Source organism: Paenibacillus glucanolyticus NBRC 15330 (assembly GCF_004000885.1).
In the GTDB taxonomy this organism is placed as follows: domain Bacteria; phylum Bacillota; class Bacilli; order Paenibacillales; family Paenibacillaceae; genus Paenibacillus_AQ; species Paenibacillus_AQ glucanolyticus.
In genome coordinates this window covers 34,933-52,710 of record NZ_BIMC01000004.1, presented here as the reverse complement: position 1 = coordinate 52,710, position 17,778 = coordinate 34,933, and the positions used below count along the sequence as shown (strand labels likewise).

17 protein-coding genes are annotated in these 17,778 nt (G+C 52.2%); all 17 read right to left on the bottom strand.

All coding sequences use genetic code 11. The features are described from left to right. Positions 1-14 precede the first annotated feature (14 nt). The 17 genes from spoVM to dapF all read right to left on the bottom strand — a co-directional run bounded on the left by spoVM (position 15) and on the right by dapF (position 17,755). Positions 15-95 (bottom strand): stage V sporulation protein SpoVM, encoded by an 81-nt coding sequence (gene spoVM, locus PGL02S_RS08240; RefSeq protein ID WP_034273235.1) that lies wholly within the window; start codon positions 93-95, stop codon positions 15-17. Between the two features lie 159 nt (positions 96-254). Then, a complete protein-coding gene (gene rpe / locus PGL02S_RS08235) occupies positions 255-914 on the bottom strand; it encodes a ribulose-phosphate 3-epimerase (RefSeq protein ID WP_006209229.1) in 660 nt (219 codons plus the stop codon). 4 nt (positions 915-918) lie between these two features. After that, positions 919-1,827: a ribosome small subunit-dependent GTPase A gene (gene rsgA / locus PGL02S_RS08230; protein ID WP_036636589.1), complete on the bottom strand. Its 909-nt coding sequence runs from the start codon at positions 1,825-1,827 to the stop codon at positions 919-921. Positions 1,828-1,880: 53 nt separating this feature from the next. Continuing rightward, complete coding sequence (gene pknB / locus PGL02S_RS08225; protein ID WP_006209228.1) at positions 1,881-4,010, bottom strand: Stk1 family PASTA domain-containing Ser/Thr kinase; 2,130 nt, start codon at positions 4,008-4,010, stop codon at positions 1,881-1,883. Continuing rightward, on the bottom strand, positions 4,007-4,783 hold the full coding sequence (locus PGL02S_RS08220) for a Stp1/IreP family PP2C-type Ser/Thr phosphatase (protein WP_006209227.1): 777 nt from the start codon (positions 4,781-4,783) through the stop codon (positions 4,007-4,009). Before PGL02S_RS08220 ends, pknB begins: the two co-directional genes overlap by 4 nt. Before the next feature lie 6 nt (positions 4,784-4,789). Further along, positions 4,790-5,830: a 23S rRNA (adenine(2503)-C(2))-methyltransferase RlmN gene (gene rlmN, locus PGL02S_RS08215; protein ID WP_036636586.1), complete on the bottom strand. Its 1,041-nt coding sequence runs from the start codon at positions 5,828-5,830 to the stop codon at positions 4,790-4,792. A 180-nt stretch (positions 5,831-6,010) separates the two neighbouring features. After that, positions 6,011-7,339 carry a 16S rRNA (cytosine(967)-C(5))-methyltransferase RsmB gene (gene rsmB, locus PGL02S_RS08210; RefSeq protein ID WP_036637001.1) on the bottom strand — a complete coding sequence of 443 codons (1,329 nt, stop codon included), beginning with the start codon at positions 7,337-7,339 and terminating at the stop codon, positions 6,011-6,013. 50 nt (positions 7,340-7,389) lie between these two features. Continuing rightward, positions 7,390-8,331: a methionyl-tRNA formyltransferase gene (fmt, locus tag PGL02S_RS08205; RefSeq protein ID WP_036636584.1), complete on the bottom strand. Its 942-nt coding sequence runs from the start codon at positions 8,329-8,331 to the stop codon at positions 7,390-7,392. Beyond that, the gene (def, locus tag PGL02S_RS08200) at positions 8,328-8,822 is read right to left on the bottom strand and encodes a peptide deformylase (protein WP_036636582.1); all 495 of its coding nucleotides are present in this window, start codon (positions 8,820-8,822) and stop codon (positions 8,328-8,330) included. The genes fmt and def overlap by 4 nt, the downstream gene beginning before the upstream one ends. 43 nt (positions 8,823-8,865) lie before the next feature. Continuing rightward, entirely contained in the window at positions 8,866-11,400 is a 2,535-nt protein-coding gene (priA, locus tag PGL02S_RS08195; RefSeq protein ID WP_036636580.1) for a primosomal protein N', read from the bottom strand. After that, positions 11,400-12,653: a bifunctional phosphopantothenoylcysteine decarboxylase/phosphopantothenate--cysteine ligase CoaBC gene (coaBC, locus tag PGL02S_RS08190; RefSeq protein WP_036636578.1), complete on the bottom strand. Its 1,254-nt coding sequence runs from the start codon at positions 12,651-12,653 to the stop codon at positions 11,400-11,402. The genes priA and coaBC overlap by 1 nt, the downstream gene beginning before the upstream one ends. 124 nt (positions 12,654-12,777) lie before the next feature. After that, on the bottom strand, positions 12,778-12,978 hold the full coding sequence (rpoZ, locus tag PGL02S_RS08185) for a DNA-directed RNA polymerase subunit omega (protein ID WP_006209220.1): 201 nt from the start codon (positions 12,976-12,978) through the stop codon (positions 12,778-12,780). Positions 12,979-13,040: 62 nt separating this feature from the next. After that, positions 13,041-13,613 carry a guanylate kinase gene (gmk, locus tag PGL02S_RS08180; RefSeq protein WP_006209219.1) on the bottom strand — a complete coding sequence of 191 codons (573 nt, stop codon included), beginning with the start codon at positions 13,611-13,613 and terminating at the stop codon, positions 13,041-13,043. A gap of 13 nt (positions 13,614-13,626) precedes the next feature. Then, positions 13,627-13,887 (bottom strand): extracellular matrix/biofilm regulator RemA, encoded by a 261-nt coding sequence (gene remA, locus PGL02S_RS08175; RefSeq protein ID WP_006209218.1) that lies wholly within the window; start codon positions 13,885-13,887, stop codon positions 13,627-13,629. A gap of 53 nt (positions 13,888-13,940) precedes the next feature. Beyond that, a complete protein-coding gene (locus PGL02S_RS08170) occupies positions 13,941-14,828 on the bottom strand; it encodes a YicC/YloC family endoribonuclease (RefSeq protein WP_006209217.1) in 888 nt (295 codons plus the stop codon). Positions 14,829-14,866: 38 nt separating this feature from the next. Next, entirely contained in the window at positions 14,867-16,738 is a 1,872-nt protein-coding gene (locus tag PGL02S_RS08165) for a bifunctional homocysteine S-methyltransferase/methylenetetrahydrofolate reductase (protein WP_036636576.1), read from the bottom strand. Positions 16,739-16,918: 180 nt separating this feature from the next. Then, entirely contained in the window at positions 16,919-17,755 is an 837-nt protein-coding gene (gene dapF, locus PGL02S_RS08160; RefSeq protein WP_006209215.1) for a diaminopimelate epimerase, read from the bottom strand. Positions 17,756-17,778 lie beyond the last annotated feature (23 nt).

The following is a 17,778-nucleotide window of genomic DNA, read 5'->3' as shown; positions in this document are numbered from 1 at the left end:
GCCGGGACAAGCTGTCAGCTCTTGTGAAACGTATTTAAGATCGCCTTCACAAAACCTCCCAGAAACTTCGGCAGCTTGAACGTATAGAATTTCATGTCTCACCCTCCCCATCATTCTCATGCCTTCCTAGATTATGTTATGCACCAAGCCCATAGATGTGAACACAGACAAAAAAGGCTACATGAGAACCCTGCTCATGTAACCATATTTATGCGGGAAAACCCCGCCCTATGCATCCCTTGCTCACGTTCCGGTCAAGATGTTACGCTGTTTCGAATATTTGCGATGGCTGCTGCGCGATCCGGCTTGCCGAATACCGCGCTTCCCGCCACCAGGACATCAGCTCCTGCTTCCACCACAAGGGGCGCTGTCTCCGCTGTAATGCCTCCATCCACTTCAATATGGATATTGGGGAAGTCAGAGCTTGAAATCCATTCACGGAGCTGTGATATCTTGTTAACGGTCCGCTCGATAAAAGCTTGTCCGCCAAATCCAGGGTTTACAGTCATGACCAGCACCAGATCCAAATCAGGAAGCACCTCCTGCAGCACATGGGCCGGCGTGGCCGGATTGATCGCAACGCCTGCCTTTACGCCATGCTCCTTAATAAGATGGATCACACGATGAAGATGCGGACAGGTCTCGGCATGAACCGTAATCAGGTCAGCTCCTGCCTTTACGAAATCCGCTATATAAAGCTCCGGCTGCTCGATCATCAGATGCACGTCAAGCGTCAGGCTCGTGTGCGGTCTGATCGCTTGGACGATAGGCGGACCCAGCGTAATATTAGGCACGAAGTGACCGTCCATCACGTCCACATGAATCCAATCGGCTCCGCCGGCCTCGGCATCCTTAATTTCTTGTCCCAGCTTGGCAAAATCAGCTGACAGTATGGATGGGGCAATTTTTATCATAGTTTCAGTACCTCCGCTTCTTGTCTTTCATTTCTGCAAAAAACTCCACATAATGCTCGTAGCGGCTGGCAAGAATGATTCCATCCTCTTTGGCTTGAATCACCCGGCAGCCCGGCTCATGCAGATGACTGCAGCCTCTGAATTTGCAGTTGTTGGCATAAAGAGCAAACTCCCTGAAACAGGTCGAAAGCTCTTCGACGCCCAGCTCCAAAAAGTCCAATTGGCTAAAGCCCGGTGTATCGGCAACGTACCCGCCGTTATCAAGCTCGATCAGCTCGACATGACGCGTCGTATGCCGACCCCGGCCAAGACGCAAACTGATTTCACTGGTCTCCAGCGTGAGGCCGGGCATCAGCGCATTAAGCAAAGACGACTTCCCGACACCGGATTGACCGGAGAATACGCTAATATGGCCCGCCAAGCGATCCTTTACCTGTTCGGTGCCTGTACCTTCGACCGAGCTGGTAATCATCACTTCGTAGCCTATTTGCTCGTACTGGCGCTTGACCTGCTCCAGTATATCGTCCGAGGCATCCGCAAGATCCTGCTTCGTCAAACAGATCAACGCTTCAAGACCGGCATGCTCAATATGTACCAGGAACTTGTCCAGCAGGTGCAAGCTCAGGTCCGGTTCTTTAACCGAAAACAACAGCACCGCCAAGTCGACATTAGCGACAGGCGGGCGAATTAATTGGGAAGACCGTGGAAGAATTTCTTCCACGGTCCCTTCCCCATTCTCAGTCAGTGAGTACATAACGTGATCTCCAACGAGCGGAGAGATGCCTTTCTTTTTGAAAATGCCGCGGGCTCTGCATTGAACCGCTGGGTCCTCCCCGGATATAATGTTGCCGTCTTGCAGTGGTTTGACATAGTAATATCCGCTTAGTGCCTTCACGATCAATCCCTCAAGCATATAATAGGCCTCACCTTTCTTGTTGAAATTTTAGTGTTCTCATGACTTGTGTCCTAATCATTATCCTTGTTGCCTCGACCCTTGCCGTTGCCATTATTGCCGGATTCCCAATGATTGGCTGCATCGTCTTCGCCATTGTTACCCTCTTCCCCGTTGCCTTCGTCCGGATTGGTGTCGACCGGCACATCAGGCGGAGCAGGCGGCTCTTCAAAGGTCGGCTGCGGCACGGTTCCGTTCTTGACGTCGCTGTAACTTACGCTGTACGTATCCACCTGGCGGCCATCACGGAATATCATCACCGTGGCATCCTTGTTCGGTGCCAGCAGCAGCTTGACAGGCACCATTTCCGACGTCGTAATGACCTTGTTCACGACTTCCTGGTTTTCTCCCAATGCATCGGTAAAGACCACACGAATCTTGCTTTCTTGGCCCTCCATGCTAGGTGATACCGGCACGCTGTAATTATATTCAAGTGCATCCGATGGATAGCCGGAGCTGACGAACAGCGTGATTTCGGCGCCTGGTGCAACTTGTTGATTGGCCTCATGCGGCCACTGCTCTATTACGATGCCCTTCTTCACTTCAAAGCTGGATCTCTCTTTAATTGGCCCAATCTTAAAACCATTCGACTTCAAAATATTGACGGCGTTCTCCTGCTCTAAACCAACCACGCCCGGCATAGAGACCAAATTTTTGCCCTCGCTTACCGTTAAGGTGATTTCCACCTCATCGGGATTGAATTCTGTTTCAAAATCCGGACTTTGTTTAAAGATCAGACCCTCCGCGACATCATCATTTTTCTGCGAAGATTGTTTAATGGAGATTGGTTTGACTCCCATCTCTTTCAACTCGGCAACGGCCTCATCAAACGTCTTGCCCGAGAGATCCGGCATTTTTTCGAGCGGCTTCTTATCCCCAACCGACAATTGAACCGGAGAACCCTTCTTCAGCATGGTCTCTGCTTCCTTGTTCTGCGCAAAAACAATGCCTTCATCGACATTCGGTTTATATTCCCGGAGGACTTCCTCATCCACCGTCAAACCGCTCGCCTCGAGCTCGCGAATCGCTTCCTCTTCCGTCATGCCTACAACCTGAGGAACCTTAACCTCCGGTACCTCCAGCATGTTGTTCACATACATGACAACACCAGCCATGATACCCAGGAACAGGAGTACCGATCCGATGATAATGGTCGGCTTGACCCATTTTTTCTTCGGTTTACCGGTGGGCTTTTCCTCATATTCCTCATTGTCCGCATCATCGTCCGGGTCATCATGCTGACTGCGCTGCATCGTTTTGAGTGCCGGCATGACCAGGGTTGAATCGGCATCTTCCTCAAACTCCATCTTCGGTTCATTGAGACGCATCGGGTGCAAACACGTCTCTAGGTCGTCCATCATCTCTTCCGCAGACTGGTAGCGCTCCTCCGGATTTTTGCGCATGGATTTCAGAATAATGTTCTCCACGCTTTGAGGGATAAGCGGATTGACCTCTCTCGGCTCATCAAATTCCTCCTGGAGATGCTTCAGAGCAACACTAATCGGGCTCTCGCCCAGAAAAGGAAGACGGGCAGTAAGCATCTGGTATAACACGATACCAAGCGAGTATAAATCCGATTTCTCTCCGGTCACGACGCCCTTGGCGTGCTCCGGTGAGAAATAATGCACAGAGCCCACAACGGAGCCTGTTTGCGTAATCGTTGTCGACGTGACCGCTCTGGCAATCCCAAAGTCGGTTACTTTGACCCTCCCATTGCGGCCAATCAGAATGTTATGCGGTTTGATATCCCTGTGTATGATCTGATTATGATGGGCATGCCCCAGTGCATCACAAATCTGGGTAGCAATCCGCACGGCTTCTTCCACCTGCAGCGGCGCCCGTTCTTTAATGATTTCATTCAAGTTCTGGCCTTCGATATATTCCATGACGATGTAATGCACTTCTTCCTCCTGGCCCACATCATAGATGCTGACCACATTGGAATGCGACAACGAAGCCGCTGATTGTGCCTCGCGCCGGAAACGGCGAATAAATTCCTCGTCGTGCACAAACTGCTGGCGCAGCACTTTGATCGCTACGTTTCGGTTCAGCAAAATATCCTGAGCCTTGTAGACCAGCGCCATGCCACCGCCACCGATGCGTTCAATAATCTTATAACGACCAGCCAATTCATGTCCGATCATGAATCCCACCCCTTTATACGTTGCCCGTCAACCTCTTCATGATGTTCAAACATTGCGACAGTAATGTTGTCCTCACCGCCAGCGAGAAGTGCCAGTTGAAGCAGGCGATCCGCTCTTTCTTCCAGAGGAAGGTCAAGTGAACCCGAAATTTGTCCAATCAGTTCACGGCTGACCCGGTTGCTTAGCCCGTCACTGCAGAGAAGCAGCACTTCGCTTTCTCCTATCGTAACCGGTGTAAGCTCAACCGTCACATCCACATCCGTTCCAAGCGCCCGGCTTAATACATTTTTCCGGGGATGGGTTTCCAGTTGATCTTCCGTAATCTGACCACTTTTATAAAGCTCATTGACCAGTGTGTGATCATCCGTGAGTCGAATCACTTGTCCGGGAATGATTTTGTAGGCCCGACTATCCCCGATATGTCCGATATAACCCTCGGATCCTCGCAGCAGCACCGCTACAATTGTCGTTCCCATATTGTGAAGCCGCTCATCAGACGAGGCTTCCCGATAGATAACTGCGTTAGCATGCAAAATGGCATCCCCCAGCGCAGCCCGAATACTTTCCATGGACATGTCCTGCTCCAGTGAGGACAAATCCTCGGCTACGGTGTCTACCGCAAGCCTGCTGGCGGTGTCACCTGCAAGATGACCTCCCATACCGTCAGCAACCACACCTAAGGTGTAGCCATGCTCCAGTGTGCTAACAAATACCGAATCTTCATTAACAGGACGAACACGTCCCACATGGCTTACATGAACCGTCTTGATCAAATGTTCTCACCTCAACTCCATATGCTTGGCCCGCAGCTGACCGCAAGCGGCAGCGATATCATGGCCTTGTTCACGACGGATGGTCACGTTGACCCCCTTGTCTGCTAACGCACGCTGAAATTTGAAAATGTCGTTTCGCGATGTGCGAACATATTTCCGCTCCGGCACGTGATTAACCGGAATCAGATTGACAAAGCAGTTCATGTCCTTGATGACGTCCGCAAGCTCTTCGGCATGTTCAATCTGATCGTTCACCCCACCGATCAGCGCATACTCAAACGTAATGCGCCGTCCGGTTTTCGCCTGATAATGACGAAGCGATTCAATCACATCATCAAACGGAAAACGACGGTTGACCGGCATCAGCTTCGAGCGCAGTTTATCGTTCGGTGCATGAATGGAGATGGCCAGATTAATCTGGGTATTCTCTTCTGTGAATTTATAAATGTTAGGCACAATGCCACTCGTCGAAACGGTGATGTGGCGCTGGCCGATATTCAGCCCTTTTTCATGGATCATCGTGCGCAGAAACTTCATGGTTGCCTCATAGTTCTCGAACGGCTCGCCTGAACCCATGATCACGATGCTGCTGACACGCTCTCCCGTTTTATCGAGAATCTTCTGCGCCTGAACCACTTGGGCCACGATCTCGCCGGAGGTCAGATTCCGCTTCAAGCCTCCCAAGGTGGATGCACAGAACGTACATCCGATACGGCAGCCCACCTGTGTCGTAACGCAAATGCTGTTACCGTAGTTATGCTTCATAATGACCGTCTCGATGGCATGGTCATCATGCAGGCCGAACAGGAACTTGACCGTTCCGTCCTTGGATTCGAGCTTGGTGATTTCGGACAACGTAACGAAGCTGAACTGCTGCTCCAGCTTGCCGCGGAGCTCCTTGGACAAATTCGTCATTTCCTCGAAGTCATTTACCCGCTTCACGTACAGCCAGTCATAGATCTGGGTTCCGCGAAACGCCGGCTCTCCATTCTCTTGAGCCCATGCTTGTAGTTCTTCCAGTGAATAATCGTATATAAAAGGTTTCATTCTCACCACACCTGTCTAATTTAGAGGATATTCGGAAACATTCTCCTGAAATCCCGCTATTACATTCATATGCATCTCTTTTTTCATTCTTCCTATTCTAACATAAATAAAAGAGACGGTAAAAGAGGAAAACCCGCCGGCACTGGCGGGATACGACTATAGTCATAACAGCAGGACGCCCTAAGAGGACTGTCTGCTGATTCTTGCAATGTAGAAGCCGTCACTATGATAGTGTTGGGGCAGAATCTGAACTCCGCCTCCTCGCAGAAGGGATTTCTCCTCCAGGCGGCTCAGACTCCCAAGACCATCGTCCGCGATGGCAAACTCCGCATGGCCTTCCAGAAAAGCAGATACCACGCCTTCGTTCTCCAGCGGTTCCATGGTACACGTGCTGTATACCAGGATTCCGCCTGGACGAAGCAGGGAAGATACCGACTCCAGCAGCCTTAACTGCAGCGCGGCAATCTCAGCGATGTCCTCCTCTGACTTGCCCCACTTCAAATCGGGCTTGCGCCGGATCACACCAAGCCCCGAGCAGGGAGCATCCAGCAAAATTCGGTCAAAAGACGCAGGCTCGAAGCGATCGGCCAAATCCAGCGCATCCCCAGTCACGGTCATAATGCTGTCCAGTCCCAGGCGGCTTGCCTGGTCCGATATCAGCTTGCCTTTGTGGGTATGAATGTCGTTGGCAATAATGGAGCCTTCATCCTTCATCAGTTCGCCCATGTGGGCGCTTTTGCCGCCAGGAGCCGCACAGCAATCCAGAACCCGCATACCCGGCTCAGGCTGAATGGCTTCAGCGACCAGCATTGAGCTCTCATCCTGGATGGAGATCAGCCCATCCCGGTACCAATCGGTCAGCGCCATATTTCCTGCGCCTTTAACTACAATCCCATAGGGACTGAGGGGCGAAGGTGTCGCATCCAGGCCGTGGCTGCCCATCAGCTTTAACATCTCCTCACGGCTGATCATCGTTGTGTTGACTCTGACGCTGACAGCCGGCGGTTCATTGTTTGCGGCACAGATCGCCTCTGTCGCCTCGGTTCCGTACTGGGCAATCCATCGCTCAACCAGCCACTGCGGATGAGAATGCAGGAGAGAGATCCGCCGGGCAGCAGGCATGTCTTCAGGGATTGTCAGGTCTGCCTTCTGACGCAGAATATTCCGAAGCACCCCGTTCACCATGCCGGAGATCCCTTGATGCCCGCGGCGCTTCGCCAGATTAACAGCCTCACTGACAACCGCATGATCTGGAATCCGATCCAGATATACGACCTGATACAGACTCATTCGAAGCAGCGCTCTTACCCAGGGCTGAAGCTTGGCGACCCCTTTGTTGACATACCTGTCCAAAAAATAATCGAGAGTGTTCAGCCTCGATATTGTGCCGTAGATCAGCTCCGTAGCAAGGCCTGCATCACTCTTGGATAGCGAGGCCTTCTGCAGAGCCGAGTTGAGCAGGAGATTGCTGTACGCTCCCTCCTGCTCCACCTGTGTCAGTACATTCATCGCCAGCTCCCGCGGGGATTCCTGGCGTCCCTTCGGGTTACGGTTACCGCTCACGTTAGCACCGTCCCGACCGCCAGGCTTGTCCCGCGCACGAATTGGGCAGCATCCATCGCCTTCTTGCCGCTAGGCTGGACGGTAAGCAAAGTAAGTGAGCCGTCACCGGTCTTCACAACGATGCCCTCTTCGTGAAGTCCAAGGACCGTTCCGGGCTGGGCTTCGCTGGATATCACTTGAGCGCTGCTCGGATTGGCCGCTGCCCATACCTTAAATACTTCTCCGTTCCATAGCGTAAATCCGCCGGAATACGGAACAAGACCACGGATTTGATTATAAATTTCACGGGAGCTGCGGCTCCAATCAATCTTCTCATCATCCCGGGTCAAATTCGGTGCATACGTTGCCTTCGCCTCGTCCTGAGGCTCAGCATCCACCTTGCCCTTCACCAAACGCGGAAGCTCCTGCTGAAGCAGCTTCGCGCCAGCTTGGCTCAGCTTCTCGAACATGGTTCCGGCCGTATCGGTTTCTTCAATGGGAACTTCGGCCTTGGCAATCATGTCGCCCGTATCGAGACCCTCTGCCATATACATGAGCGTAATGCCTGTTACCGCTTCTCCATTGATGATGCTGCGCTGGATTGGTGCTCCTCCCCGGTAAGCGGGGAGCAGCGATCCGTGTACATTCAGACAGCCCAGCGATGGCATATCCAGCACTGATTTCGGCAGGATTTGACCATAAGCGGCCGTTACGATTAGATCCGGCTTATATTCCGCCAGTTCAGCCACAGCTTCCGGGCTCCGCAGGCGCTGAGGCTGCAAAACCGGGATACCATGGCGAAGCGCGGCTTCCTTCACCGGCGTCGGAGTCAGCACTTTTTTACGCCCTTGCGGACGATCTGGCTGCGTAACCACGGCCGCTATGGAATAACCTTCGGCAATCAACATTTCCAGGCTGGGTACTGCAAAGGCCGGGGTGCCCATAAATACGATCTTCATCGGTTCTCCAGCTCTTTTCTTGGCTGTTCCGGAACATATTCATACACCCGATCAGCGATTTCTGTAAACAGCACCCCGTTCAGATGATCAATTTCATGCTGAAACGCACGTGCAAGCAGCCCCGTACCCGTAATGATGAGCTCATTGCCTTCAGGATCAAGCCCTTTAACCGTCACTTTCTCCGCGCGGCGCACATCCCCGTTCCATCCCGGTATGCTAAGACAGCCTTCCGGTCCGAATTGCTCGCCTTCGCTCTCCACAATCTCTGGATTGATCATCTTGATGAGACCGTGCTCGTCACCAGCATCAATGACGATCAGACGCTTCAATATGCCGACCTGCGGCGCAGCCAGCCCCACGCCATCTGCATCGTACATCGTATCTGCCATGTCATCCAGCAGCTTTTGTACGTTCGGCGTGATTTTGGTAACTTCCTTTGCCTTCTTGTGAAGAACCTCATCCGGTTCTTTAACGATAATTCGAATCGCCATGTATACGACACCATCCTTGTGCTTTTCATCATTATATGCGGTATTACATTAACATTTGCGGATCAACGTCAATACTGATTTGGAGTTTGCTGTCCCGCGCCGAATCCTGAAGCTTCTCGGCAACCACACGCACCAGCGAGACGGCATCCATCGTTCCTCGCCATTTTATCATACATTGAAATCTGTATCTATTTTTTAACCGCGGAATTGGCGAAGCCACGGGACCCAGTATATCGAGCGCGCTCGCGTCAAACCGGTCCAGGCTTCCGAACCATCCTCGCCGGTCGGATTCGCTTTTTATGGCAGCGGCAAAATTCTCCGCCATTCTAACCAGCAGCGGCAGCTGCTCATGGGATAGCGTCACCAGTATCAGCCTGCAATACGGCGGGTAGTGGAGCGCCTTGCGGTGCTTCAGTTCGTCCTTGACGAAGGATAAATAATCATGGCTGCTCGCGTGAATGATCGAATAATGTTCCGGAGTATACGACTGGATGACCACTTCACCAGGCAGCTGATGGCGCCCGGCACGTCCGGCAACCTGAGTGAGAAGCTGGAACGTCTTCTCGGCAGCCCGGAAATCGGGCAGGTTCAGCGCCGAATCGGCTGTAATGACACCGACTAAGGTAACATCCGGGAAATCCAGTCCTTTGGCGACCATCTGGGTGCCGAGGAGGACGTCTCCCTTTTTATCTCGAAATTGCTTAAGCAGCTTCTCGTGGGAGCCCTTCTCTGTGGTCGTGTCCACATCCATTCGAATGACGCGTATCCCGGGAAACAGCTTGGCCAATTCTTCCTCGACGCGCTGTGTGCCCGTACCGAAATAGCGTATATGCTCGCTTCCGCAATCCGGACACACCTCTGGTGCCTGTGCCGCATAACCGCAATAATGGCAGCGCAGATTGTTCGATTTCTGATGATAGGTCAGCGAGATATCGCATTCCGGACAACCTGCCACATATCCACAGCTCCGGCACATCACAAACGTAGAGTAGCCCCGCCGATTCAGAAGCAGCACCGTCTGTTCTCCGCGTTCAAGCCGCGTTGTAATCGCTGCATGCAGGGAACGGCTAAACATAGAGCGGTTTCCTTCGCGCAGCTCCTCCCGCATATCCACGATCTGCACCTCGGGCAGCCGGTTCCCCAGCGCGCGGCTTGGCATCTCCAGCAGCTGCGGCGCAAAATGATCCTGCGCCTGCGATTTTGCCGCATGATAGCTCTCAAGCGAAGGCGTTGCAGAGCCTAAAATGACGGCAGCGCCGGTCAGCGAGGCCCGGTGAATCGCAACGTCCCTGGCATGGTACTTCGGTGTTTCTTCCTGTTTATATGATGTTTCATGCTCTTCATCCATAATGATCAGACCTAGGCGATCAAACGGCGCAAACACCGCCGATCGGGCACCCACAACTACAGAGGCGCGGCCTTCCCTTATTTTGCGCCATTCATCATAGCGTTCACCGTCCGAAAGCCGACTGTGCATGACGGCCACGCGGTCGCCAAAGCGGGCTTTGAATCGTTCCACCATTTGCGGGGTGAGCGATATTTCCGGAACCAGAACAATCGCCTGACGCTCCTGTTCCAGGCAGCGCTGAATGGTCTGCAGGTAGATTTCCGTCTTGCCGCTGCCTGTAACCCCATGCAGCAGAAATACGCCATGCTCACGTTCGTCAAGCTTATTCACGATGCTGCGGTACACCACCTGCTGCTCCTGCGTGAGCGCCAATGGGGTGCTCGGCGTGAAGTTCCGCCCTCTGTATGGGTCGCGAAACACTTCGACATCTTCAAGGGTAATCAGCCCTTTGTCAGCAAGCGCTTTGACGGTACCCGCTGTGACGCCAAGTGTCTGCAGCAGATCCTTTTGCGATATCGGCAGAAAGTCCTCCATCTCCAAAATATATTGGAGCACTTCCTTCTGACGCTGAGCCTTCGCCGGAAAAGACGCTAAAGCCGTGCTCGCTTCCTCGCTCGAAACGGCAAGCTCTATCGCCTTCATCGTTTTTTTCTGCAGTTTATCCTTGATCTGCTGAAATTCGCTGAGCCGTCCTCGGCCGATCAGCGCTTTTATCGTTGCAGCCCCATCCGGAAACGCCCGGGATAGCTGCTGAAGCGACACCTCGCCCTTCTGACCGACAAACCGGATGATCTGCTGCTCCAGCTCACTCTCGGGCAGGAGAGCAAATAGTCCGTCCGCTTCCTCTGTGCTGTCCATGTCCATATCAGAATGGGCAAGGGAAATATAGCGCTCCGCTTTTCCTTTCAGCGCCGTTGGCAGCATCGATTGGAGAGCAGATATATGACGGCAAGCATAGCGCTCCTTCATCCATTCCCCGACCTCAATAAGTTCAGGAGAAAGAGGCGGCATCACATCGAGCACTTCCTGAATCGGCTTCATTTTGGCCGTATCCATCTCGGGACGCGGATGCAGAGAAACCACTAAACCCTGCAGCGTACGGTGTCCAAAGGGCACTCCGACACGGCTTCCTACCTCAATCCAGGGGCGCAGATCCTCCGGGATCAAATAATCAAAAGGCCGGTCCGTATCCTTGGACGGCACGTCCACAATTACACGGGCCATTTCCATTAGGATAACCTCCCGGGTAACCGCTCCGCCGCCAGCGTTAAGAGCCTCAGGGCCACTTCCTCCTTGGACATTACGGGAAGCTGCAATACCAGCCCCTCTGCGTCAAAGATATGAACGCTGTTGGTATCCGTGCCAAATCCCGCGCCCTCCTGCGTAACATCGTTGGCAACGATCAGATCGCAGTTTTTACGCTTCAGCTTCTCTTGGGCAAACTGCTCCACACTATCCGTCTCTGCGGCAAACCCGATCAAGAATTGCGAGATTTTCCGGCGCCCCAGACTCTCCAGAATGTCCGTTGTTTTTACAAGCTCAAGCGTCATGGTCTCGCCGCGCTTCTTGATCTTGGACGCTGCAACTTCTGCCGGGCGATAATCAGCGACAGCTGCCGCCTTAACAACGATATCACTGTTCTCAAACACGCGAAGCACCGCTTCGTACATCTCCTGAGCTGATTCCACCTTTTCCGTGGAGATTCCCTCAGGCGGAGCTTCATCCGTGTGGGCGGCAATGAGGCGAACATCCGCTCCCAGCATTTGGGCAGCTTTAGCAATCGCAAACCCCATTTTCCCGGAAGAATCATTCGTGATATAACGGACCGGATCGATACGCTCTACCGTACCCCCAGCCGTGACAACCACTTTTTTACCTTGCAATGGGCCAAGAGACTCGCTTCCCGTGCTCATGCTCACCTCTTCCAGCTGAGATGCTTGATCATTGAAAAACCGTTCAACCACGTCAACGATCGTATCCGGCTCTTCCATCCGTCCCTTTCCGACATATCCGCATGCCAGAAGACCTTCTCCGGGTTCAATCATGGCCACTCCGCGGGAAACCAGCGTCTCCATATTCGCCATAACGGCCGGATGCGTGTACATATGCACATTCATCGCCGGTGAGATCATGACGGGTGCAGTGGTCGCAAGCAGCGTTGTGGTCAGCATGTCGTCTGCCAGGCCGTGCGCCATTTTACCAATAACATTCGCAGTTGCTGGAGCGATCAGCACCAGATCGGCCAAGTCGGCCAAGTGGATATGCGAGACTACCGACGGGTCCCTCTCATCAAAAGTATCGCTATAAACCGGGTTTTTGGTCAGAGTCTGCAGCGTTAATTCCGGAATGAACTGCTTCGCCGATTCCGTCATAATGACGTGCACATCCGCTCCCCTCTGGACAAGCCTGCTGCATAAAGTCGCTGCTTTATACGCGGCAATGCCACCTGTAACGCCAAGTACGATGACTTTTCCGTTCAACATGACAATCCCCCGCTTTCGATTGGTCTGAAAGTTACACTATCATATCTTGTCAAAAAAATAACAACCTTTCGGTTGTCACATTTTTGCGCGCTAACGCTGTTGTATTCAAATGTCGGAAAAAGTCCTAGTCCTGGCCCTTCTCAATCTTCACGTAATCGCCGTAGATCTCTTCCAGAGCGACACCGACATACTTATGAGATTTCGGATGTTTCAACTCGCTAACTTCTCCTTCACGCAATTGGCGTGCACGGCGGGAAGCCGCAACCACAAGAGAATATTTACTGTCTACCTTATTCATCATTTCATCAATGGATGGATATAACACAGTCGAAGCACCTCTTCTTATTTTACTTGAAAGTTTATGCCGTCTATGAACAGACAGACAGCTTACTTTCTCACCTTACAATGTTCGGCTATAATGATAGATTCTATTCTCTTACAAGCGAGATTGATTTCATCATTCACTACCGCATAATCATAATGCTGCAGCAGATTGATTTCGTCAACAGCTACGGACATACGATGGTCGATTGTAGCCTGACTCTCTGTTCCCCGGCCCTGGATTCGGTCTTTCAATTCATCCAGCGACGGCGGCATGAGAAACACAAAGATACCATCCGGAAACTTCTCCTTCACCTTCAGTGCACCCTGCACTTCGATCTCCAGTATAATATCCTTACCAGTGGCTAATGTTTCTTCCACAAAATCACGCGGGGTCCCATAATAGTTCCCGACGTATTCCGCATATTCAAGCAGCTGATCATTGTCAATCATATCCATGAATTGCTCGCGACTTTTGAAAAAATAGTTCACACCATTTACCTCACCGAGCCGCGGCGACCGTGTCGTTGCCGACACCGAATACACCAATTCCGGAACCCGGCTGCGAAGCGCCGTACAAACGGTTCCCTTTCCCACCCCGGAAGGACCGGACAATACAATCAATAATCCTTTAGACATAGTACTCCCCATCTTATTCGTCGTTGTCGTCATCTTTGCTGGACAGACGGTGAGCCACCGTTTCAGGCTGCACAGCCGATAAAATCACATGGTCGCTATCGGTAATGATAACAGCCCGTGTCCTTCGACCATATGTAGCATCGATCAGCATATGACGGTCCCGTGCTTCTTGAATAATCCTCTTGATCGGAGCCGATTCAGGACTCACGATTGAGATGATTCGATTGGCCGATACGATGTTTCCGAAGCCAATATTAATAAGTTTGATTGCCATAGTGCGGTTGCTCCCCCTATACATTTGACTCTTATTTGCCGATGAAGCTGCGGTTATTCCACATTGGCGGCTTGCTCACGAATCTTCTCCAGTTCCGCTTTCATTTCGACAACACGGTTTACCAGAGTCAGATGATTGGCCTTCGATCCAATCGTATTGACTTCTCTGTTCATTTCCTGAATCAGAAAATCCAATTTACGGCCTACAGGATTTTTCTGATGAAGCAGCTCCCTGCACTGTTCCAAGTGACTGTGAAGACGAATCAGCTCCTCGTCCACATTGGAACGTTCGGCAAACAGAGCGACTTCCATTCCGAATATATGTTCATCAACAGCAAGCGCCCCCTCAGCAAGCGACTCGATGCGCTGCCGCAGACGCTTCCGGTATTCTTCCGGCACGTCTGGAGCGAGCTCGGTCATCTCGCGGTGGAGCAGCTGCAGGCGGTCAAGTCTCTGTTCGATGTCCCTCACCAAAAAAGACCCTTCCCTGCCGCGCATTTGCATCAGACCGTCCAACGCTTGCTCAAGACCTTGAAGAAGCGCATCATTCCATAACTTCTGCTGCGCTTCATCCATGGGAAGTCCGCTCGGACTAACAAGAACATCTGGCAGCGACATAATATCCCGCACCGCCAGATCTCCCTTAATTCCGTATGACTTCAAATCCTCGGCAGCCTGCAAATATGCCTTAACCATAGCGTGGTTCAGCACAGCACCCTGGGACTCGCCGTTGTTTTCCTTGTTAATATAAACATCAATCCGTCCGCGACCGATTCGGCTCTGTACCGCCCTTCGAAGCGAATCCTCGAAGCATGCCCATTCACGAGGCATTCGAAAGACGATCTCACAATACCTGTGATTGACAGACTTCAATTCGAAAGAGATATTGTAACCTTGAAAATCGACAACGGATTGCCCATATCCGGTCATGCTCAATGACATCGGAATCACATCCATTACACTATTGTAATTGATAATTATTAATGAAACAAGGGGGTCAATCGGCGGCCCGATTTCTCCCAGACATACTCCATTAATTGCACACTCATTTCATAGAACATAAACGGAGTCATCAAGTAGATGCCGTTAAAAAGCTCTGTTGCCACGTCCAGCAGCTCCTTGCCGATCTTGACGCCCATGGCCCGTCCCGCTTCACCTTCAAGCCCGGCCATGCGCATCCGAACTTCGTCCGAAAGCTGAATGCCCGGCACCTCATTGTGCAGGTACTCCGCATTCCGTCCGCTTGCCAGCGGCATGATGCCGATAAAGATTGGAATCTCCAAATGAGCTGTCGCTTCTCTAAGTCTAACCATCAGCTCGGGGTCGTACACAGGCTGCGTCATCACATAATCCGCACCGGAGGCAATCTTCTTCTCCAGGCGTGCAACCGCCTTGTCGAGATGCCGGACATTGGGATTAAATGCGGCCCCGACAACAAACTTGGCTTTTTGCTTGAGCGGCTTGCCCGAGAAGGCAATGCCATCATTCAGTTGTTTGATCATTCGTATGATTTCAAATGAGGTCATGTCATAAACCGAGCTGGAATCCGGCAAGTCTCCGAATCGCGCCGGATCCCCTGTCACGGCCAGCACGTGATCGATGCCAAGAGCATCGAAGCCCATCATATGCGACTGCGTTCCGATAAGATTGCGGTCACGGCAAGCGATATGAATCAAGGGCCGCAGACCTGTGCGCGCCTGTACCAGATGACCGAGCGCCATGTTGCTCATACGCGTTACGGCCAGCGAATTGTCAGCCAGGGTCAAGGCGTCGGCACCGGCTTTTTTCAAAGCTTCCGCACCTTTCATGAACTTCGTGATATCCAGATCCCTTGGAGGGTCCAGCTCTACGATAACCGTGTGACGCTCCTTCACGATATCTACGATTGTTGGTTCCCCGCTGCGCTCATAAAACTGCTCTTGAGCCGACTCATGGATCACGATGCGGTTGACCTCAGCCTCTTCAACGACTGGCAGCGGTGAAGGCACGTACCCGGATAAGGCCAAGGAGATTTCTGAAATATGCTCCGGTGTGGTTCCGCAGCAGCCGCCGATAATTCTGGCACCCCGATCCGCAAACTCCAGGGCCGTCTTGCCGAAATACTCCGGACTCGCGCCATAACGGTATTCTCCGTCCACGTAATCGGCGATCCCCGCATTAGGGTAGACCGATGCCGGAAGATTCATAACGCCGTTCAAGGTTTCCAGCGCGCGCATAATGCCGTTAGGACCGGTCCGGCAGTTGAAGCCGATGATGTCCGCGCCTTCCTGGCTCAGGATGCGGTAAGCATCCGGCATCGTGAAGCCGTCCAGCGTACGGGCTATATCCTCGACCGCAAACTGGCAGATTACCGGAATATCACTCAGCATTCGCGCCTGCGCCAACGCCAGCTGCATTTCGTCCACGTCATAGAACGTCTCCAGCAGGATGCCGTCAACGCCTTCCGATATCAGAACCTTCAGCTGCTCTTCGAAGTAACGCTTCAGCTCGCTGGTAGAAATGTTGTTTCTTTTGCCTGCCCGAATGGAGCCCACAGCCCCCACTACGTATCCGTGATTACCGGCAGCTTCACGGGCGATTCTTACACCTGCACGGTTAATCTCTTCTACCCTCGTCTCCAAACCGTATTTGGACAGTTTGTCGTAGTTGGCAGAGAACGTGTTCGTCTCGATCACCTGAGCACCAGCTTCAACATACTGGCGATGAACGTTCCCGATGACCTCCGGGGAGGTTAAATTCAGTTCTTCATATGATATGCCTACAGGAAATCCCTTTTGATATAAATAAGTACCCATCGCGCCGTCACCGACCAGTACCTGATTCTCCCATGCCTGCCGAAGATCCGGTTTCATCGCGTTTTCCCTCCACCTGACATTTATTTTCAACTAATGTATCATAAAACTCTCATAAAGATAAAGAGTCAAAAGGGAGACCTTCCAAAGGCCTCCCTACCGTGTCCACCCCTACAGGACAAACTTTATAAAATGCTAGTTTTTATCTCGCAATCGTGCCTAATCGCCAACAGCTGTGCCTTAAATGGCTAACGTTCCTTTATACACGAGCTCGGCTGGGCCTGTCATATAGACATGGTTGTCGTTCTCATCCCACTCGATAAACAAGTCTCCGCCTTTCAGGGATATCGTTGCGCTGCGGTCTGTTGATCCATTCAGCACAGACGATACCAGCGTCGCACATGCGCCCGTTCCGCAAGCCAGGGTCGGACCTGCGCCGCGCTCCCATACCCGCATATCCACTTGATCCCGTGAATTCACGGTCGCAAACTCCACGTTAATCTTTCTCGGGAACAGCGGATGCACCTCCAGCTTAGGTCCCCATGTACCCAGATCAAAGTTAACAGCATCGTCAACATAAATCACGCAATGCGGATTACCCATGGATACTGCAGTGAAACGGAACTCCCGGCCGTCCACCTCAACGGGATGATCCACAACCGGGTTGAGATCAATGGTTGTTGGCACACTCAGTCCATTCAGTACAGGCTCGCCCATGTCTACCCGCACACTGCTCACTTGACCATCCTGCACCGTAAGGCGAACCTGCTGCACTCCGGCACCGATGGTTTCTATCGTTATCTCCTCACGGTTGATATGCCCGTGATCATATACATACTTCGCGACACAGCGAATGGCGTTGCCGCACTGCTCGGCTTCGGAGCCGTCCGAGTTCATAATTCGCATCATGAAGTCCGCCTTCCGGGAAGGCAAGATATATACAAGTCCGTCAGCACCGATACCGAAGAAGCGATGGCACAGCTTCACAGCCCGTTCGGACGCATCATTAGGAAGTTCTTGTTCACCGTATACAACAACGAAGTCGTTGCCAAGTCCGTGCATTTTCGTAAATTCCATAGTAAAAACCCATCTCCTCTGCA